The sequence below is a fragment of the Kitasatospora sp. NPDC058032 genome, from assembly GCF_042885845.1.
GTDB lineage: Bacteria > Actinomycetota > Actinomycetes > Streptomycetales > Streptomycetaceae > Kitasatospora.
The window spans coordinates 76,883-94,896 of record NZ_JBHVRK010000024.1 but is presented as its reverse complement, the minus strand read 5'-3'; the positions used below and the strand labels follow the sequence as shown (position 1 = coordinate 94,896).

The window sequence follows — 18,014 nt, the reverse complement described above, 5'->3', positions numbered from 1 at the left end:
TCAGCCGTACGAGACCGGCGAGTGCATCTCCCACAGGAGCAGCTCCGCGCCGCTCTCGCCGGCCGTCGGCGCCGCGAAGGCGTCCCCGGTGATCCGCACGCTGTCACCGGGGACCATCGAGCGGCCCCCGCCCTGCGGCCCGGGCACCGTCCGGTAGCCGAGCGAGCCGGCCGTCAGGTGCGCGTAGCGGTAGGCGGCGGCCGGCAGCTCGGGCAGCGGCTGCCACGGCCCGGCGGTCACCAGCCACAGCGCGGCGTCGCCGCGCCGCAGCCGCAGCGCCCGGGTTCCGGCGTCCCGTTCCAGCCCGGAGGCGAGCAGCGTCAACCCGTCGGCGGCACGCTCCACCCCGCGCAGCCCGTACGCGGGGGGCGCGTCGAAGACGTCGGGCTGGAGCCACATCTGGACGAAGCGGACCGGGCCGTCGGCGCCGCCGACGTTGCGCTCGGTGTGGGTGACGCCGGAGCCGGCGCTCAGGTGCTGGACCATGCCGGGGCGCACCACCCCGCCGTGCCCCTGGGAATCCCGGTGGGCGAGCGAGCCCTCCAGTACCCAGGTGAGGATCTCGGTGTCCCGGTGCCGGTGCTCGTCGAACCCGGCGCCGGGGGCGAGGAGTTCCTCGTTGCACGCGAGCAGCGCGCCGAAGTGGGTGTTCTTCGGGTCGTAGTGCCCGGAGAAGGAGAACGCGTGCCGGGTCTCGACGCCCTCGGCGGGCGTCGAGCGGTAGCGCTCGGCGGTACGGCGCAGATCGGCGCGGGGGCGGGCGGGGGCATCGGTCACGGGACCCACCGTAGTGGCAGCCGGGACGGGTGTGACCGTCACCACCCGGCCCGTCCACCGGGCCCTGTGCACGAGCAGTCACTCCGGTGAGGCAGTCTTGTCCCTGTGCCAGCCGCTTCCGCGAACTCCAAGAGCGATCCGACCGCCAATCCCGACAAGAACGGGAAGAGCCCGACCCCGGGCGCCGGGAGAGACCGGCCCGGACGGGCGGCGCCGCGCCTGACCGCGCAGGAGCGCCGACTCGCCGCCGAGCGCGCCGAGCGCCGGGCGGCGACCCTCAAGCGGCTGGAGAAGTCCTCCGGCAAGCTCGCCTCGGCCGCCATCGCCCGGATGGACGACCAGCTCGGCTGGTACCGGCGGATGCCGCCGGAGCACCGCTCCTGGATCGGCCTGGTCGCCCAGGCCGGCATCGCCGCGTTCACCGAGTGGTACCGCAGGCCGGACGCCCCGCAGGCGATCTCCACCGATGTTTTCGGCACCGCGCCGCGCGAGCTGACCCGGGCGATCACCCTGCGCCAGACCGTCGAGCTGATCCGCACCACCATCGAGGTGATGGAGGAGGCCATCGAGGAGGTGGCCGCCCCCGGCGACGAGGCCGACATGCGCGAGTCGGTGCTGGTCTACGCCCGTGAGATCGCCTTCGCCACCGCCCAGGTGTACGCCCAGGCCGCCGAGGCCCGGGGCGCCTGGGACGCCCGGCTGGAGGCGCTGGTGGTCAACTCGCTGCTCTCCGGCGACGCCGACGAGGGCGTGCTGTCCCGGGCCGCCGCGCTCGGCTGGGGCCAGCCGAGCCAGGTCCGGGTGGTGATGGGCTCGGCTCCGGACGGTGACAGCGAGCTGGTGGTCGAGGCGATCCGCCGGGCCGCCCGGTACGCCAAGCTGCACGTGCTGACCGGGGTGCTGGGCAAGCGCCTGGTGGTCGTGGTGGGCGGCGAGAAGGAGCCGGTGCACGCGGCCCGGGCGCTGATCGGCCAGTTCGCGCCGGGCCCGGTGGTGGTCGGCCCGACCGTGCCGGACCTGCTCTCGGCGACCCGCTCGGCGCACGCCGCCGCGGCCGGCCTGCGGGCCTGCGCGGCCTGGCCGGACGCGCCGCGGCCGGTGCTGGCCGACGACCTGCTGCCGGAGCGGGCGCTGGCCGGCGACCAGGCGGCCCGGCAGCAGCTGGTGGAGGAGATCTACACACCGCTGGACGAGGCGGGCTCGGCACTCCTGGAGACCCTGAGCGTCTACCTGGAGCAGGCCTCCTCGTTGGAGGGTGCCGCCCGGATGCTCTTCGTCCACCCCAACACGGTGCGCTACCGGCTCCGACGTGTGACCGACGTCACGGGCTACGCGCCTTCCGACGTACGTTCGGCGTTCACCCTGCGTATCGCACTGGCGCTGGGCCGGCTCACCGCCGCCGGAGAGTCAAGCTGACCACGCTGTAGGGACCTTACAATCCCGGATGCTTTTCTTCGTTACCGTCGCCTACCCGCCCCCGGGCGCCTGGCGAGAGAGGGTTGAACCGTGCTCGTAATCGTCGCCCCTGGACAGGGTGCCCAGACCCCCGGTTTCCTCAGCCCTTGGCTGGAGCTCGACGGTGTCGCCGACCGCCTGCAGGGCTGGTCGGAGGTCGCCGGGCTCGACCTTGTGCGTGCGGGAACGGAGGCGGACGCCGAGGAGATCAAGGACACCGCCGTCGCCCAGCCGCTGCTGGTGGCGGCCGGCCTGGTGACCGCACGTGCGCTGTTCCCGGACGAGGACGCGGCCCGTGCGCTGGTCGGCGCCGTCGCCGGCCACAGCGTCGGCGAGATCACCGCCGCGGCCGGTGCCGGCGTGCTCAGCGCACGCGACGCGCTCACCTTCGTGCGCGAGCGCAGCCTCGCCATGGCCGAGGCCGCCGCCGCCACCGAGACCGGCATGGCCGCCGTGCTCGGCGGCGACCCGGAGGTCGTCGCCGCGAAGCTCGCCGAGCACGGCCTGGCCCCGGCCAACAACAACGGCGGCGGCCAGATCGTCGCGGCCGGCACCCTGCCGCAGCTGGACGCGCTGCGCGCGGACCCGCCGGCCGGCGCCCGGCTGATCGCGCTGAAGGTCGCGGGCGCGTTCCACACCTCCCACATGGCTCCCGGTGTCGAGCGGCTGGCCAAGCTGGCCCCGACCCTGCCGGTCGCCGACCCCAAGGTCGCCTACGTCTCCAACCAGGACGGCGAGGTCGTCGCCTCCGGCGCCGAGGTGCTGAGCCGGCTGGTGTCGCAGGTCTCCAACCCGGTCCGCTGGGACCTCTGCATGGAGACCCTTCAGCGGCTCGGCGCGACCGCCGTCATCGAGCTCGCCCCGGCGGGCACCCTCACCGGACTGGTCAAGCGCAACCTCAAGGGCGTGGCGACGCTTGCCCTCAAGACCCCCGCCGACCTGGACAAGGCCCGCGAGCTCGTCGCGGAGCACGGTGGGCAGGAGCAGGAGCAGCAGGCATGAGCGACACCCCCCAGATCACACCGGTGACCGGTGCGCAGTACGCGCGCATCCACGGCGTGGGCGGCTACCGCCCGGTCCGGGTGATCCCGAACGCCGAGGTGCTGACCTGGATCGACTCCTCGGACGAGTGGATCCGCACCCGGAGCGGGATCGCCGAGCGCCGCTGGGCCGGGCCGGAGGAGTCGGTCGCCGAGATGTCGGTGCAGGCCGCCGGCAAGGCGATCGCCCAGGCCGGGATCGACCCGGCGCGGATCGGCGGTGTGATCGTCGCCACCGTCTCGCACCTCAAGCAGACCCCGGCGATCGCCACCGAGATCGCCGAGCGGCTCGGCTGCGGCACCGCCCCGGCCTTCGACATCTCGGCCGCCTGCGCCGGCTTCGGCTACGGCCTGAGCCTGGCCGACGGCATGGTCCGCGGCGGCAGCGCCGAGTACGTGCTGGTGATCGGCGTGGAGCGGCTCAGCGACCTGACCGACACCTCGGACCGCTCGACCGCGTTCATCTTCGGCGACGGCGCCGGAGCGGCGATCGTCGGCCCGTCCGACACCCCCGGCATCGGCCGGGTCATCTGGGGGTCGGACGGCTCGCAGAAGGACGTCATCTCGCAGACCGAGGCCTGGGACACCGCCTTCGCCAAGGAGGACGCCGTCAACGGCGCCGGCGAGGAGATCAAGTGGCCCGCGCTGCGCATGGAGGGCCAGACGGTCTTCCGCTGGGCGGTCTGGGAGATGGCGAAGGTGGCGCAGCAGGCGCTGGACGCCGCCGGGATCACCGCCGACCAGCTCGGCGCGTTCATCCCGCACCAGGCCAACATGCGGATCACCGACGCCATGATCAAGGCCCTCAAGCTGCCCGCCACGGTGCCGGTCGCCCGTGACATCACGGAGACCGGGAACACCTCGGCGGCGTCCATCCCGCTGGCGATGGAGCGCATGCTGGAGAGCGGCGAGGCCCGCAGCGGCGACCTCGCCCTGATCATCGGGTTCGGGGCGGGTCTCGTGTACGCCGCCGCAGTCGTTACGCTCCCCTAGGCGTTTTCGCCCGATACCACCCGCAAACCTGCGTCCGTCCGCCGGGCGGCCGCATTCAACACCGAAGAGGAGCAGCCAGTATGGCTACCAAGGACGAGGTTCTGGAAGGTCTCGCCGAGATCGTCAACGAGATCGCCGGCATCCCGACCGAGGACGTCGAGCTCGACAAGTCCTTCACCGACGACCTGGACGTCGACTCGCTGTCCATGGTCGAGGTCGTCGTGGCCGCCGAGGAGCGCTTCGACGTCAAGATCCCGGACGACGAGGTCAAGAACCTGAAGACCGTCGGCGACGCCGTGGACTACATCCTCAGCCACGCCTGAGCGGTCGACGCGCTCGACGCGTTCGACGCCTGACATCGGCCGGCTCCCGGGAGTCGGCCGACCCGCCGGCCGGGACGCCCCACCGGGCGCCCGGCCGGGCTCACCTTCGGCCGCCGCCGACCCCCGCACAACGTGAGAGAAGAAGATCCAGTGACTGTTGAGAACCGTACCGTGGTCGTCACGGGTATCGGCGCCTTCACGCCGCTGGGCGGCGACGCCGCCACCACCTGGGAGAACCTGGTCGCCGGGCGCTCCGGGGTGGCTGCCCTGACCGAGGAGTGGGCCGCCGAGCTTCCCGTGCGGATCGCGGCGCGCACCGCCGTCGAGCCGGGCGAGATCCTGCCCCGTCCGCTCGCCCGCAAGCTGGACCGCTCGGCCCAGTTCGCGCTGATCGCCGCCCGTGAGGCCTGGGCCGACGCCGGCTTCGAGACCCCGGCCACCGACGAGTCGTCCAAGCTCGCCCCGGAGCGCCTGGGCGCCGTGATCGCCTCCGGCATCGGCGGCGTGACCACCCTGCTCGACCAGTACGACGTGCTGAAGGAGAAGGGCGCCCGCAAGGTCTCCCCGCACACCGTCCCGATGCTGATGCCCAACTCCCCGGCGGCCAACGTCGGCCTGGAGGTCGGCGCCCGCGCGGGTGTGCACACCCCCGTCTCCGCCTGCGCCTCCGGCGCCGAGGCGATCGGCTACGCGATCGAGATGATCCGCAGCGGCCGCGCCGACGTCGTGGTGGCGGGCGGCACCGAGGCGGCGGTCCACCCGCTGCCGATCGCCGCGTTCGCCAACATGATGGCGATGTCCAAGAACAACGACGAGCCCGAGCGCGCCTCCCGCCCGTACGACAAGGGCCGGGACGGCTTCGTGCTGGGCGAGGGCGCCGGCGTGGTCGTGCTGGAGTCGGTGGAGCACGCCGAGGCCCGCGGCGCCCGGATCTACTGCGAGGCGGTGGGCCAGGGCCTGTCCTCGGACGCCCACCACATCGCCCAGCCGGAGCCGACCGGCGCCGGTGTGGCCCGCGCGCTGGCCGACCTGTTCGACCGCAACCAGCTGGACAAGGCCGAGATCGTGCACGTCAACGCGCACGCCACCTCGACCCCGCAGGGTGACACCGCCGAGCTGAAGGCGCTGCGCAAGGAGCTGGGCGAGGACCTCGACCACATCGCCATCTCGGCCACCAAGTCGATGACCGGTCACCTGCTGGGCGGCGCCGGCGGCATCGAGACGGTCGCCACCGTGCAGGCGCTGTACCACCGCCTCGCCCCGCCGACCATCAACGTCGAGGAGCTGGACGACGACGTGGACGCGGACATCGTCCGCGACGAGGCCCGCAAGCTGCCCGAGGGCCGGATCGCCGCGCTGAACAACTCGTTCGGCTTCGGCGGCCACAACGTGGTGCTGGCCTTCCGCACCCGCTGACCCCGGTCCCGGCTTCCGGGTCCCGTACGACGGAGAGGGGGCCGGCGCTCATCGCGAGCGCCGGCCCCCTCTCCCGTTCGTCCGTCCGGTCAGACCACCTGGTGCAGCCAGCGCACCGGGGCGCCCTCGCCGGCGTACCGGAAGGGCTCCAGCTCGTCGTCCCAGGGCTTGCCCAGCAGCATGGCGATCTCCGCCTCCAGGTCCGCCCCCTCGCTGCGGGCGCGCAGCAGGACGGCCCGCAGCCGGTCCTCGGGGATCAGGATGTCCCCGTGGATGCCGGTGACGGCGTGGAAGATGCCGAGGCCGGGGGTGCTGCTGTACCGCTCGCCCTCGGCCGCGGCGCAGGGCTCGCTGGTGACCTCGTAGCGCATCAGCTGCCAGCCGCGCAGCGCGGAGGCGAGCTTCGAGGCGGTACCGGGCTCGCCCTGCCAGGACAGCTCGGCACGCCAGTGCCCGGGCGCGGCCGGCTGGCGGATCCAGTCCAGGCTCACCCGCACGCCGAGCACCCCCGCGACGGCCCACTCGACGTGCGGGCACAGCGCGCGGGGCGCGGAGTGGATGTACAGGACTCCACGTGTCGTCACCGGGACCTCCAGGCTGTGGACGAGGGTCGCCTTCCCCAGCTGCCTCGTGTTCGTGCCCGTAGTTGATCCGCAGTTACCCACGTCGGCTGACATTAAGCCACTAAATTGAGCAAAACGGACAGGCTTTCGCTCAATGCTAGTCGAAACCGCAACGAGGTCCACCCCCCGGTCGGATCTCTCCCCCGAACGGCCCCATCGCCGGGCGGGACCACCGTACCGCGCGGCCCCGCAGCGGGGATGACGCACTTTCGGATCCGGCCGGAATGCGGTAGTGCGGCCCGAGCCTCTCCGCCGGGTACGCGAACCGCCCCGCACCGGGCGGACCGGGTGCGGGGCGGAGCGGCGCCGATGGGACGTCAGCCGTCCAGGCGGACCACCATCTTGCCGGTGTTGGCGCCGCGCAGCATGTCCAGGAAGGCCTGCGGAACGTTCTCGAAGCCGTCCACCACGGTCTCCTCGAAGCGCAGCTTCCCGTCCTTCAGCCAGCCGCCGACCTCGGCGAGGAACTGCGGCTTCAGCGCGTCGTGGTCGCCGACCAGCAGGCCCTCCAGACGCAGCCGCTTGCCGATGATCTGGGCCAGGTTGCGCGGGGCGGGCGCCGCGGAGGTGTCGTTGTACTGGGCGATGGCGCCGCACAGCACGGCCCGGCCGTGCACGCCCAGCGCGCTGATCGCGGCCTCCAGGTGCTCGCCGCCGACGTTGTCGAAGTAGAGGTCGATGCCTTCCGGGGCGACCTTGGCGAGCTGCTCGCCGACCGGGCCGTCCTTGTAGTTGAAGGCGGCGTCGAAGCCGTACTCCCCGGTCAGCCGGGCGACCTTCTCCGCCGAGCCGGCCGAGCCGACCACCAGCGAGGCGCCCTTGAGCCGGGCGATCTGACCGACGATCGAGCCGACCGCGCCGGCCGCACCGGAGACGAACACCCGGTCGCCCTCCTTGAGCGCGCCGACCGCCAGCAGGCCCGCGTACGCGGTCAGGCCGGGCATGCCGAGCACGCCGAGGTAGGCGGAGAGCGGCACGCCCTCGATCGACGGCACCTTGACCGCGCGCGAGGCCGGGACGGTGGCGTACTCGCGCCAGCCCAGCCCGTGCAGCACCGCGTCGCCCGGGGCGAAGCCCTCGGCGCCGGAGGCGACCACGTACCCGACGGCGCCGCCGTCCATCACCGCGCCGAGCCGGAACGGCGGGATGTAGGACTTCACGTCGTTCATCCGGCCGCGCATGTACGGGTCGACCGACAGGTGGGTGTTGCGGACCAGCACCTCGCCCGGGCCCGGGGGGCGGACCGGCGCCTCGACGAGGGCGAAGTCGGCCGGGGCGGGCCAGCCCTGCGGACGGGCGGCGAGGTGCCACTCACGAGCGGTGGCGGGGGCTTCCGGCGCGGTCGGCTCGGCGGCCATGGTGATCTCCCCAGATAAAAGGTTGAGTAGGTGAAGTAGCGATGGGCATGAAAAGTTCACGTGGTCAAATGTTCAGATAGACTGGTGGCCATGAACGCCCAGCAGAACCGGGACACGCCGCCGCAGGCCGACGAGATCACCCGCGAGGTCGTCGATCTCATGGCCAACCTGGTCGCGCTCTTCCACCGCGAGTACGAGGAGGCCGCCGCCGCCCGCTCGCTCACCGGAGCGCAGGCCAAGGTGCTCGCCCTGCTGCGGCGCGGCCCCATGCCCATGCGCCAGATCGCCCAGACGCTCAGCTGCGAGCCCTCCAACATCACCGGCATCGTCGACCGGCTGGAGACCCGCGGCTTCGTCACCCGCCAGCCCGACCGGCAGGACCGCCGGGTCAAGCTGGTCGCCGCCACCGACACCGGCAGCACCGCCTCCACGGAGCTGCGCGAGTCGCTGAACTTCGCCCGCGAGCCGCTGGCCGCGCTCGGACCGGAGGAGCGCACGCAGCTGCGCGACCTGCTCCGGCGGATGCTCGCCGGCGCCGCCGGGCCGGGGGCGTGAGAAGCATCACAGCACCGGCCCCCGAATTGGCCGCCGATCGGAGGTAACCGAACACTCCCCCGAAACGTCTAACGTTCGGATGACCGGCACCCGCCCGCGGCCACGCGGTACGGGTGGGGAAACTGAGCGGAAGACGGGGGGACGGGAAGGATGAGCAGCAGCTCGCGCCGTCGGCGTGTCATACGGACCGTCATAGGACTCGCCGCCGTGCTGGTGCTGTCCGTGGTCGGTGCCGGGGCCTGGTTCTACCACCGGCTCGACACCAACATCACCACCTTCGACGCCGGCGGCGTCGCCACCGAGCGGCCGCCGGCACCGACACCGACCGCGCGGGGCGCCTCGGTGCCGGTCAACGTCCTGCTGCTCGGCTCGGACACCCGCAACGACGGCAACGCCGACCTCGGCGGCGGCGACGTGGGCGTCGGCCACTCCGACACCGCGATCCTGCTGCACGTCTACGCCGACCGCAAGCACGCCGTCGGCGTCTCCATACCCCGCGACGCCCTGGTGACCATCCCCTCCTGCCGGCTGCCCAGCGGCGACTGGACCAAGCCGCGGACCAGCCAGATGTTCAACGAGGCCTTCACCGTCGGCGAGGCCGAGAAGGGCAACCCGGCCTGCACCCAGAACACCGTCGAGGCGCTCACCGGCCTGCGCATCGACCACACCATCGTGGTCGACTTCAAGGGCGTCGCCGCGATGACCGAGGCCATCAACGGCGTGGACGTCTGCGTGCCCAACGACGTCAACTCGCACAACATCAAGCTCAAGAAGGGCCCGCAGAAGCTGTCCGGCCCGCCGGCCGTCGACTACCTGCGCGCCCGCTACGGCTTCGGCGACAACTCCGACATAGGGCGGATGAAGCGCCAGCAGGCCTTCCTCTCCTCGATGATCCGCAAGGTCCAGTCCCAGGGCTTCTCCCTGCCCACCCTGCTCCCGCTGGCCGACGCCGCGACCCGCTCGCTCACCGTCGACGAGGGCCTGGGCACCGCGATGAAGCTGGTCGACTTCGCCCAGTCGCTGCAGCAGATCAACCTCTCCGACATCACCTTCGTCACCGCCCCCTGGCGGTTCTCCACCGTGCAGAACGGCCGGGTCGACCTCGTCCACCCCGACGTGGACACCCTGTGGCGGCTGCTGCGCGAGGACCGCACCCTGGACGGCCAGGCCACCGGCGAGGTCGCCGACGCCGCGAGCGCCACCCCCACCGCCCCCGCCGAGTCCGCCCCCTCGCCCTCGCCGACCGCCACCCCGCTCACCGCCGAGCAGCTCGCCACCCCGGTCACCGTGGTCAACGGCGTCGGCACCGACGGACTGGCCGGCCACGGCTCCGCGGCGATCCGCGCCCAGGGCTACCAGAACGTCGCGCTCGGCCAGACCACCGGCGGGCGGCTGCGCACCGAGATCGCCTACGACCCGCCGTTCAAGGCCGTCGCCGAGCAGCTCGCCGCGCTCTTCCCGGGCTCCCGGATGACCGAGGAGCCGGGCTCGGAGGGCATCACCGTCACCCTCGGCCGCGACTACCACCCGGCCGCCACCGGCGCGCCCACGCCCGGCGTCCCGTCCGGCGTCGCGGCCGCCGCCACCGGCCCGCTGCCGACCACCGTCCCCAGCGCCATAGCCGAGAACAGCCGCTCCGCCGACACCGACCCCTGCGCCAACCTCACCTTCGGCTGAGCCGACGCGGGCTGCCCGGCTCAGACCGGGTCGGGCAGTCCGGTGACGACGGCGGTGAGCCGGGTGCCGGGCGGGAAGGCGCCGGCCGCGGTGAGGTCGTACAGGGCCGCCAGCGCCTTCGCCACGTAGCGGCGCTCCAGCGCGATGCCGTGCCGCCGCTCGAAGCCGGCCGCGAACTCCTCCAGCGCGGCCGGCACCCGCCCGTACCCGCCGCCGTGGTGCCCGTGGTCGATCCGCCAGCCGTCGAACTCCCGCCCGTACGCCTCCCGGTGCAGCCGCGTCACCTCGCCCTCCAGGTAGCCCTCGCCGCCGCGCAGCACCGCCACGCCCAGCGCCCGCGCCCCGGGCGGCAGGCCCGCCGCGATCCCGGCCAGCGTGCCGCCGGTGCCGACCGGGCAGCAGACCACGTCGCGCTCCCCGAGCCCGCCCGACTCCAGCAGCTCCGCCACCACCGCCCGCGCACCGCGCGCGGCGAGCGCGTTGGACCCGCCCTCGGGCAGCACCAGGCACGGCCCGAAGCGCCGCCGCAGCTCCGCCTCCCCGCCGCCGCCCCCGGCGACCCGCCCGGCCACCTCCCGGTACTCGGCCCGGGACAGGAACACCAGCTCCATCCCGGCCTCCTCGGCGGCCCGCAACGACCAGTTCCGCGGCGCCCCCGCCAGCTCCTCGCCCCGCACCAGCCCCACGCTCGACAGCCCCAGCGCCCCCGCCGCCAGCGCCACCGCCCGCAGATGCGTCGAGTACGCCCCGCCGAAGGTCACCAGCCGCCGGTGCCCCTCGCGCACCGCCGACTCCAGATTGGGCCCCAGCTTGCGCCACTTGTTCCCCGGCACCAGCGGATGCACCAGATCGTCCCGCTTCAGCCGCAGCCCCACCCCGGCCCGCTCGAACACCTCGTCAACACACGGGACCAGCGGGGTCGGTACACACGGAGCCTGGAGCACCCGGCCAGGATACGGAGCCGCCCGCACCGGCCCGCCGTCCGGCCGGGGTCCGGCCGTGGTTGACGGGGTGCCGACGCGGGCCCGAGGCCTCATCGTCCGGGTGAATTCTGGCGCGTCGCCACGTGGCAGCAGGCCCGATCCCCTAGGGTTTTCCCAGCCAGGGGGCCGCTCGCGCGGGTACGGAGGGTGGGGCGGGTGGGACTCGAACCCACGACCAAGGGATTATGAGTCCCCTGCTCTAACCGGCTGAGCTACCGCCCCGGTTCGCGGCACGCGACGGCAGGCCGGTCGCGGCAGCAGCAGACGGCCCCGGAAGGCCGTCCCGGGCAGCATAGCCGGTCGATCACCCGTGGTGCGCGCCGGGGGCGCGCACGGGTGCGCGGGCGGGCGGACGACGGTGGCGCCGGCCGCGCCGGACTGGTAGATCTTGGTCCCGAACGGCGGAGAAGCGTGGACGGTCGCGTCCGCCCCGAGGAGGAGACGGAGCCCCGGATGCCCTCCCGCCCGGTCCGCACCGCGCACGCCGCGAGGACGGTCGTGGTGGCGGCCCTGCTGCTGGCCGCCGCGATCGCGTGCGGCGGGGGCAAGGGCGGCGGACGGACGGCGGAGGTGGCCCCGCAGAACCCGGCCTGGGACCGGGTCGGCACGCTGTCGGTGCACACCCCGCAGGGGCCCCGGGCGTGCACGGCGAGCGTGGTGCAGAGTCCGCGGCGCAATCTGCTGGTGACCGCCGCGCACTGCGTGCAGAACCACCGGATCGGTCTGCTGGACGGCCTGGTGTTCACCCCCGGCTACCGCAACGGATACTCACCGTACGGGAGTTGGCCGGTGAGGTCGGTCACCGTCGATCCCCGCTGGTCCGCCGGCGCCGACCCCGACTACGACGTGGCGTTCGTCACCGTGGGCCCGCTGGGCGGCCGGCAGGTCGAGGACGCGGTCGGCGGCAACCCGCTCGGCACCGACCAGGGCTTCGGCCTGGCGGTCTCGGTCACCGGCTACCCCAACGAGCGCGACGAGCCGATCACCTGCTCGGGCCTGACCGCCTCGCAGAGCCCCACCCAGGAGCGGTTCGACTGCGCCGGCTACACCGACGGCACCAGCGGCAGCCCCTGGCTCACCACCAACGGCCGGGTGATCGGGGTGATCGGCGGCTACCAGGAGGGCGGCGAGACGCCGGGCACCTCGTACAGCGTCACCTTCGACGAGCGGGTCACCGAGCTCTTCCAGCAGGCGGTGGCGTGAGGCGCCGACGTCCAGCACCGACGTGAGGCGGCTCACACCGGCCGGACCGCCCGGAGCAACACGAAGGCCCCCCGGTCTACCGAGGGGCCTTCGCTCTGAGCAGTCACCGGGCGGACCCGGCGCAGCTCCCGCATTTGGACTCGAACCAAAAACCTGCCGGTTAACAGCCGGCTGCTCTGCCAATTGAGCTATGCGGGATCGCGGCACACAACTCCCGTACCACGTATGGCTTCAGCACCAGATGGGCATCCACCGCGCTCCCCCAATTGGACTCGAACCAATAACCTGCCGATTAACAGTCGGCTGCTCTGCCAATTGAGCTATGGGGGATCGAGCTTCGCGCTCCGGCTCCCGGTCTCCCGGGCCCCTCGGCGCTCGCTGCGGGACATACATTAGCGCACTCGGGGGGGTGGTCCGCCAATCGCTTTCCCCGGCCCCCGGCCGGACGCCCCGCCCGGCGCGTTCCCCGCGCGCCCGAGGCACCATCCGTGGATGCTTGGGGTCGCCGACGGTTCACCGTCCCGGCAGACGGGTAGGGCAATGCGGCAATGGCCGCCAGGAGAGGGTGGAATCCGACCATGTGGAAGCTGTCGTTCGGTGTCGGACTCGCGACGGGCTACGTCCTGGGCACGCGGGCGGGGCGCCAGCGGTACGAGCAGATCGCCAGGATGACCCGGCAGGTCACCCAGAACCCGAAGGTCCAGGGTGCCGCCGGCAAGGCCCGGCAGCAGGCCGGCGCGGTCGCCGGGAAGGCCGCCGGCGCCGTCGCCGGCAAGGTCGGCGACCGGCTGCCCGACTCGGTCACCGACCGGGTGCCGTACTTCAACCGGGCCAGGAGCGAGGACGACAGCTGGGGCACCTACCGCCCCTGACCGGCGTCCCCGACCGACGTCCCGGACCGGCCCGCGGCACCGCCTGACACCCGTCCGACACCCGTCCGTGACGGGCGGGTGACCGGGCGGTGACGGCCGGCCGGAGGCGGGCTCCCGGGCGCGGTACCGAACGGGCAACACTTGCCCGGGCGGGCCGCGCCCGGACGCCCGCTGAGGCATGATCTCGACTATGGCCATCGTCGCGGGGATAGACAGCTCGACCGGTCGCACCCGGATCGTCGCGTGCGACTCCGCCACCGGGGCCGTCCTGCGTTCCGGCAAGGCACCGCACCCCGCGCCCGAGGACCCCGACACCCGGCCCGGCGAGACCGACCCGCAGCTCTGGCTGCACTCGCTCGGCGACGCGGCGGCCGGCGGCCTGCTGGAGAGCGTCCGGGCGATCGGCGTCAGCGCGCAGCAGCACGGCATGATCGGCCTGGACGCCGGCGGTGTGCAGGTCCGCCCGGCGATCCTGTGGAACGACCCGCGCTCCAGCGGCGCCGCGGCCGCCCTGCTGGACGAACTGGGCGGCCCGGCGGCCTGGACGGCCGCGATCGGCGCCGTCCCCAGCCCCGCGTACACCGTCGCCAAGCTGCGCTGGCTCGCCGAGTTCGAGCCCGCCGGCGCCCGGCGGATCGCCGAGGTGCTGCTGCCGCACGACTGGTTGGTCTGGCAGCTGCTCGGCCACCCCAAGCGCCGCACCACCGACCGCGGCGACGCCTCCGGCACCGGCTACTGGTCCCCGATCACCGGCGAGTACCGGCAGGACCTGGTCGAGCTGGCACTCGGCCACGAGCTGAAGCTGCCGGACGTGCTCGGGCCCGCCGAACCCGCCGGCCACACCCCCGAGGGACTGCTCATCTCGGCCGGCACCGGCGACAACATGGCCGCCGCGCTCGGCCTCGGCCTCGGCCCCGGCGACGCGGTGGTCTCGCTCGGCAGCTCCGGGACGATCTTCGCGGTCCACGAGCAGGCCGTGGTGGACGCCACCGGCCTGGTCTCCTCCTTCGCCGACGCCACCGGGCGCCACCTGCCGATGGTCGCCACCCTGAACGCCGCCCAGGTACTGCGCTCCACCGCCGCCCTGCTCGGCCGCGACCTGGAGGGCCTCAGCGACCTCGCCCTGCAGTCGTCCCCCGGCGCCTACGGGCTGGTGCTGCTCCCCTACCTGGACGGCGAGCGGACGCCCGCGCTGCCGCACGCGGCCGGCACGCTGACCGGGATGCGGGCCGAGTCGATGACCCCTCAGCACCTGGCCCGGGCCGCCGTCGAGGGCATGCTCTGCAACAGCGCGGACGCGCTGGACGTGCTGCGCGCCCGCGGCGTCGAGGTGAAGCGGGTGTTCCTGCTGGGCGCCGCCGGGCGGCTGGCGGCGGTGCGGCACGTCGCCCCGCAGTTGTTCGGCGTCCCGGTGGTCGTCCCGCCGCCCGGAGCGCACGCGGCCCGCGGCGCGGCCCGGCAGGCGGCCTGGGCACTGGCCGGCACGCCCGAGCCGCCGCGGTGGGACCTGCCGGAGGCCGTCACCGTGACCCCGGACGCCGAGCACGACCTGCCGGTCGGGTCGGCGGTCCGCCAGCAGTACCGGGCCGCCCGCGAGCAGGTCCACCCGGAGACGGCCGGCTGAGACGGCCGGCCGGGGCACCCCGCCCGGGCACGCGGGGGTGCACGGAGCGTGTACGGACGGCCCGAGCGGTGAAGATGCGTCACCCGGCGACCGGTGGGAGCGTGGAAGGCAACGCGGCCACCGTTCGGAAGGGCGGCAGAATGCCATGGCACTGCACAAGGGGACCGGCGACGACCGCCGGCTGACCGTCGGCCCGTTCGTCGGCACCGCCGCCGACCCGCTCGGCGCGATGGAACTGGCGCCCCCGCTGCACCGGCTCGCCGACGGCCCCGTACCGGCCGACACGGCGTACCAGCTGATCCACGACGAACTGCTGCTGGACGGCAACGCGCGGCTCAACCTGGCGACCTTCGTCAGCACCTCGATGGAGGTGCAGGCCACCCGGCTGATGACCGAGTGCCTCGACAAGAACATGATCGACAAGGACGAGTACCCGCAGACCGCCGAACTGGAGCGACGCTGCGTGTCCATCCTCGCCCACCTGTGGCACGCCCCCGACCCGGACGCCGCCGTGGGCTGCTCCACCACCGGCTCCAGCGAGGCCTGCATGCTGGCCGGCCTGGCGCTCAAACGGCGCTGGATCCGCCGCAACGCCGACCGCTACGCGGCCGGGGCCCGGCCCAACCTGGTGATGGGCATCAACGTGCAGGTCTGCTGGGAGAAGTTCTGCAACTTCTGGGAGGTCGAGGCCCGCACCGCGCCGATGGACGGCGAGCGCTTCCACCTCGGCCCCGAGCAGGCGGTGGAGCTCTGCGACGAGAACACCATCGGCGTGGTCGGGGTGCTCGGCTCGACCTTCGACGGCTCCTACGAGCCGGTGGCGGAGATCTGCGCCGCGCTCGACGACCTGCAGCGGCGCACCGGCCTGGACGTCCCGGTGCACGTGGACGGCGCCTCCGGCGCCATGATCGCGCCGTTCCTGGACGAGGACCTGCCCTGGGACTTCCGGCTGCCCCGGGTCGCCTCCATCAACACCTCCGGCCACAAGTACGGGCTGGTCTACCCGGGCGTCGGCTGGGCGCTGTGGCGGGACCACGAGGCGCTGCCCGAGGAGCTGGTGTTCAAGGTCAACTACCTGGGCGGCGACATGCCAACCTTCGCGCTGAACTTCTCCCGGCCCGGCGCCGAGGTGATCGCCCAGTACTACGTCTTCCTGCGGCTCGGCCGGGCCGGCTTCCGGGCCGTCCAGGGCGCCTGCCGGGAGGTGGCCGGGTACCTGGCCGACGGGATCGCGGGGCTCGGCGGTTTCCGGCTGCTGACCCGGGGCGACGAGCTGCCGGTGTTCGCGCTCACCACGGCGGACGACGTGCCGTTCGACGTCTTCGACGTGTCGCGCCGGCTGCGCGAGCGCGGCTGGCAGGTGCCCGCGTACACCTTCCCGGCGAACCGGGAGGACCTCGCGGTGCTCCGGGTGGTCTGCCGCAACGGCTTCTCCCGCGACCTCGCGGACCTGCTGCTGGGCGATCTGGAACGGCTGCTGCCGGAGCTGCGCCGCCAGCCGGGCCCGCTCAAGGATCTCGGGGTGCCGGTCCGGACGGGCTTCCACCACTGACCCCGGCACCGCCCGCCGCCGCCCCGCCGCACCCGCGGATGTAGGTGCGGCCGGGGCTCGCGGCGGGCGTGATCGCGGCCGGGCGGACGCGCTGGACGCGTCGGCCCGGCCGCGTGTCCCTGCGGTCCGGGGCAGCCTCCCCCCGTGGAGGCTGTCACGTACCGGTGGGGGTCAGGGCACGGCCGTCGCCGGGCCGTCGAAACGGTCCCCGGACGAAGGACCGGGGCGGCGAACCGCTCCGGCCGGAAGAACAATGCCCGACGACCATATGAATGTTCGAGCCTTTCCCGGTGTTGTGAGACACTTCCGTCCGTCTCAGCGCCAGGACCTGGGTTTTGGGACGCCGGGCCGCTGAGGTTTGAGACGCGGACATGCCCGCCCGGGCCCGGAGCGGTGCCCCGCGGGGCGTCGCCCGTTCCAGCCCGCCGCCCCGCCCGCCTCGATGTTTGGAAGAGACCGCATGGGTTCCGCCTGGAAGCAGCTGCCGGACGACCTCTCCGCCCCCGCCAGACGTCTGACGGAGGAACTGCGCGCCGTCAAGGACACGACCGGGCTCTCGCTCTCCGAGCTCGCCGCCCGGACCCACTACAGCCGGGCCTCCTGGGAGCGCTGGCTGAACGGCAAGCGGATCGTCACCGAGCAGGCGCTCGACGCGCTGATCGGGACCGTGGAGTGCGACGGCCCGGCGCTGCGGGCGCTGTGGAACCTGACGGCGGCGGAGGCGTCGGCGCCGGCGGAGGCGGGCCAGGAAGCGGAGCCAGGGACCGTGCCGGACACGGCGCCGGAGACCCTGCCGGACACGGAGCCTGACGCCGCGGCAGGTACGGAGGGTGCGGCGGACGCGGAGCCTGCGGAGGGCGCCGGGCCGGCGCCCCGTCCGACGCGCCGCCGCCCTGCGGTGGCCCTGCTCTCGGCCGCGGTGGTGGTGGCGCTGCTGCTGGGCCTCGCCGGCCTGCGGGTGCTCTCCGGCGACGGCGCCGACGACGGCGCCGCGGAGGCCGCCGCCACCGTGTCGGCGTCCGCCCCGGTCTCCTCGCCGCCCCCGGCTTCCTCGCCGGCCGCGGTGCCCGCCAACCCCGCCCCGGACGTCCCGACCTGTCAGGCGCTCGGCTGCGCCCACAAGGACCCCCGGCCGACCGGCTGCGGCGGGGACGCCCGGACCCTGCTGACCACCAACGTCGGCAAGGTCGTCGTCTACCTCCGGTACAGCCAGAAGTGCCAGGCGGCCTGGGCCGGGATCAGTGAGGGCCAGCCCGGCGACCAGGCGACCATCACCACCAGCGCCGGCGAGTCGGAGACCGCGCTGATCCACTGGGGGTACGACAACTACTCGTGGATGGTGAACGCGGCCGATCCGACGGTCACCCTGCAGGTCTGCGGGCAGCGCAAGGACCCGGAGGGCTCCGCCTGTTCGTCCCCGGTCTCCGACCTGGCCCGGGTGGTCGCCTCGACCCCGATCCCGGTCGGCCCGGCCACCCCGCCGGCCACCGCGACCGCCACCGACCCGGCCCAGCCCGCGCCGCCGAGCCAGTCCGACTCAGGTCACTAGGGCCTGCCTGCCGG

16 protein-coding genes and 3 tRNA genes are annotated in these 18,014 nt (G+C 73.8%); 12 read left to right on the top strand and 7 right to left on the bottom strand.

What is annotated here, in order from left to right; translation table 11 throughout:
• Nucleotides 1-777 carry a pirin family protein gene (locus tag ACFVUH_RS30005; RefSeq protein ID WP_387916464.1) on the bottom strand — a complete coding sequence of 259 codons (777 nt, stop codon included), beginning with the start codon at nucleotides 775-777 and terminating at the stop codon, nucleotides 1-3.
• A 219-nt stretch (nucleotides 778-996) separates the two neighbouring features.
• Between ACFVUH_RS30005 and ACFVUH_RS30000 the strand changes: the two genes are divergently transcribed.
• The 5 genes from ACFVUH_RS30000 (at nucleotide 997) to fabF (ending at nucleotide 6,004) form a co-directional block, all read left to right on the top strand.
• Entirely contained in the window at nucleotides 997-2,193 is a 1,197-nt protein-coding gene (locus ACFVUH_RS30000) for a helix-turn-helix domain-containing protein (RefSeq protein WP_355373067.1), read from the top strand.
• 90 nt (nucleotides 2,194-2,283) lie between these two features.
• The gene (locus tag ACFVUH_RS29995) at nucleotides 2,284-3,234 is read left to right on the top strand and encodes an ACP S-malonyltransferase (RefSeq protein ID WP_387916463.1); all 951 of its coding nucleotides are present in this window, start codon (nucleotides 2,284-2,286) and stop codon (nucleotides 3,232-3,234) included.
• Nucleotides 3,231-4,265 (top strand): beta-ketoacyl-ACP synthase III, encoded by a 1,035-nt coding sequence (locus ACFVUH_RS29990; protein WP_355372964.1) that lies wholly within the window; start codon nucleotides 3,231-3,233, stop codon nucleotides 4,263-4,265. The genes ACFVUH_RS29995 and ACFVUH_RS29990 overlap by 4 nt, the downstream gene beginning before the upstream one ends.
• An 80-nt stretch (nucleotides 4,266-4,345) precedes the next feature.
• Nucleotides 4,346-4,588 (top strand): acyl carrier protein, encoded by a 243-nt coding sequence (locus ACFVUH_RS29985; RefSeq protein WP_344325330.1) that lies wholly within the window; start codon nucleotides 4,346-4,348, stop codon nucleotides 4,586-4,588.
• Between the two features lie 150 nt (nucleotides 4,589-4,738).
• A complete protein-coding gene (fabF, locus tag ACFVUH_RS29980; RefSeq protein ID WP_355372967.1) occupies nucleotides 4,739-6,004 on the top strand; it encodes a beta-ketoacyl-ACP synthase II in 1,266 nt (421 codons plus the stop codon).
• Nucleotides 6,005-6,093: 89 nt separating this feature from the next.
• Here the strand turns inward: fabF and ACFVUH_RS29975 are convergent, their stop codons facing one another.
• A complete protein-coding gene (locus ACFVUH_RS29975) occupies nucleotides 6,094-6,588 on the bottom strand; it encodes a DUF3145 domain-containing protein (protein ID WP_350566458.1) in 495 nt (164 codons plus the stop codon).
• Nucleotides 6,589-6,944: 356 nt separating this feature from the next.
• The gene (locus ACFVUH_RS29970; RefSeq protein WP_387916462.1) at nucleotides 6,945-7,985 is read right to left on the bottom strand and encodes an NADP-dependent oxidoreductase; all 1,041 of its coding nucleotides are present in this window, start codon (nucleotides 7,983-7,985) and stop codon (nucleotides 6,945-6,947) included.
• Between the two features lie 90 nt (nucleotides 7,986-8,075).
• Between ACFVUH_RS29970 and ACFVUH_RS29965 the strand changes: the two genes are divergently transcribed.
• Both ACFVUH_RS29965 and ACFVUH_RS29960 read left to right on the top strand, forming a co-directional pair.
• Nucleotides 8,076-8,540, top strand: a complete 465-nt coding sequence (locus tag ACFVUH_RS29965; protein ID WP_355372972.1) for a MarR family transcriptional regulator — start codon at nucleotides 8,076-8,078, stop codon at nucleotides 8,538-8,540.
• Between the two features lie 150 nt (nucleotides 8,541-8,690).
• Nucleotides 8,691-10,217, top strand: coding sequence for an LCP family protein (locus ACFVUH_RS29960; protein WP_387916461.1), 1,527 nt, complete (start codon nucleotides 8,691-8,693; stop codon nucleotides 10,215-10,217).
• Between the two features lie 20 nt (nucleotides 10,218-10,237).
• Here the strand turns inward: ACFVUH_RS29960 and ACFVUH_RS29955 are convergent, their stop codons facing one another.
• A complete protein-coding gene (locus ACFVUH_RS29955) occupies nucleotides 10,238-11,161 on the bottom strand; it encodes a 1-aminocyclopropane-1-carboxylate deaminase/D-cysteine desulfhydrase (RefSeq protein WP_387916460.1) in 924 nt (307 codons plus the stop codon).
• Nucleotides 11,162-11,348: 187 nt separating this feature from the next.
• A tRNA-Ile gene (locus tag ACFVUH_RS29950) sits at nucleotides 11,349-11,422 on the bottom strand.
• A 189-nt stretch (nucleotides 11,423-11,611) separates the two neighbouring features.
• On the opposite strand from ACFVUH_RS29950, the gene ACFVUH_RS29945 reads away from it, so the two are divergent.
• Entirely contained in the window at nucleotides 11,612-12,403 is a 792-nt protein-coding gene (locus tag ACFVUH_RS29945; protein WP_387916458.1) for a trypsin-like serine peptidase, read from the top strand.
• 125 nt (nucleotides 12,404-12,528) lie between these two features.
• Here the strand turns inward: ACFVUH_RS29945 and ACFVUH_RS29940 are convergent.
• Together ACFVUH_RS29940 and ACFVUH_RS29935 are read right to left on the bottom strand one after the other, a co-directional pair.
• Nucleotides 12,529-12,601: transfer RNA gene (locus ACFVUH_RS29940), tRNA-Asn, on the bottom strand.
• Between the two features lie 59 nt (nucleotides 12,602-12,660).
• Nucleotides 12,661-12,733 (bottom strand) — tRNA-Asn (locus ACFVUH_RS29935).
• A gap of 248 nt (nucleotides 12,734-12,981) precedes the next feature.
• On the opposite strand from ACFVUH_RS29935, the gene ACFVUH_RS29930 reads away from it, so the two are divergent.
• The 4 genes from ACFVUH_RS29930 to ACFVUH_RS29915 all read left to right on the top strand — a co-directional run bounded on the left by ACFVUH_RS29930 (nucleotide 12,982) and on the right by ACFVUH_RS29915 (nucleotide 18,000).
• Nucleotides 12,982-13,275, top strand: a complete 294-nt coding sequence (locus ACFVUH_RS29930; RefSeq protein WP_355372982.1) for a hypothetical protein — start codon at nucleotides 12,982-12,984, stop codon at nucleotides 13,273-13,275.
• A gap of 190 nt (nucleotides 13,276-13,465) precedes the next feature.
• Nucleotides 13,466-14,899, top strand: a complete 1,434-nt coding sequence (locus ACFVUH_RS29925; protein WP_387916457.1) for an FGGY family carbohydrate kinase — start codon at nucleotides 13,466-13,468, stop codon at nucleotides 14,897-14,899.
• A gap of 145 nt (nucleotides 14,900-15,044) precedes the next feature.
• Nucleotides 15,045-16,451, top strand: a complete 1,407-nt coding sequence (locus ACFVUH_RS29920; protein WP_387916455.1) for a glutamate decarboxylase — start codon at nucleotides 15,045-15,047, stop codon at nucleotides 16,449-16,451.
• Nucleotides 16,452-16,911: 460 nt separating this feature from the next.
• Complete coding sequence (locus ACFVUH_RS29915) at nucleotides 16,912-18,000, top strand: DUF2690 domain-containing protein (RefSeq protein WP_387916453.1); 1,089 nt, start codon at nucleotides 16,912-16,914, stop codon at nucleotides 17,998-18,000.
• Nucleotides 18,001-18,014 lie beyond the last annotated feature (14 nt).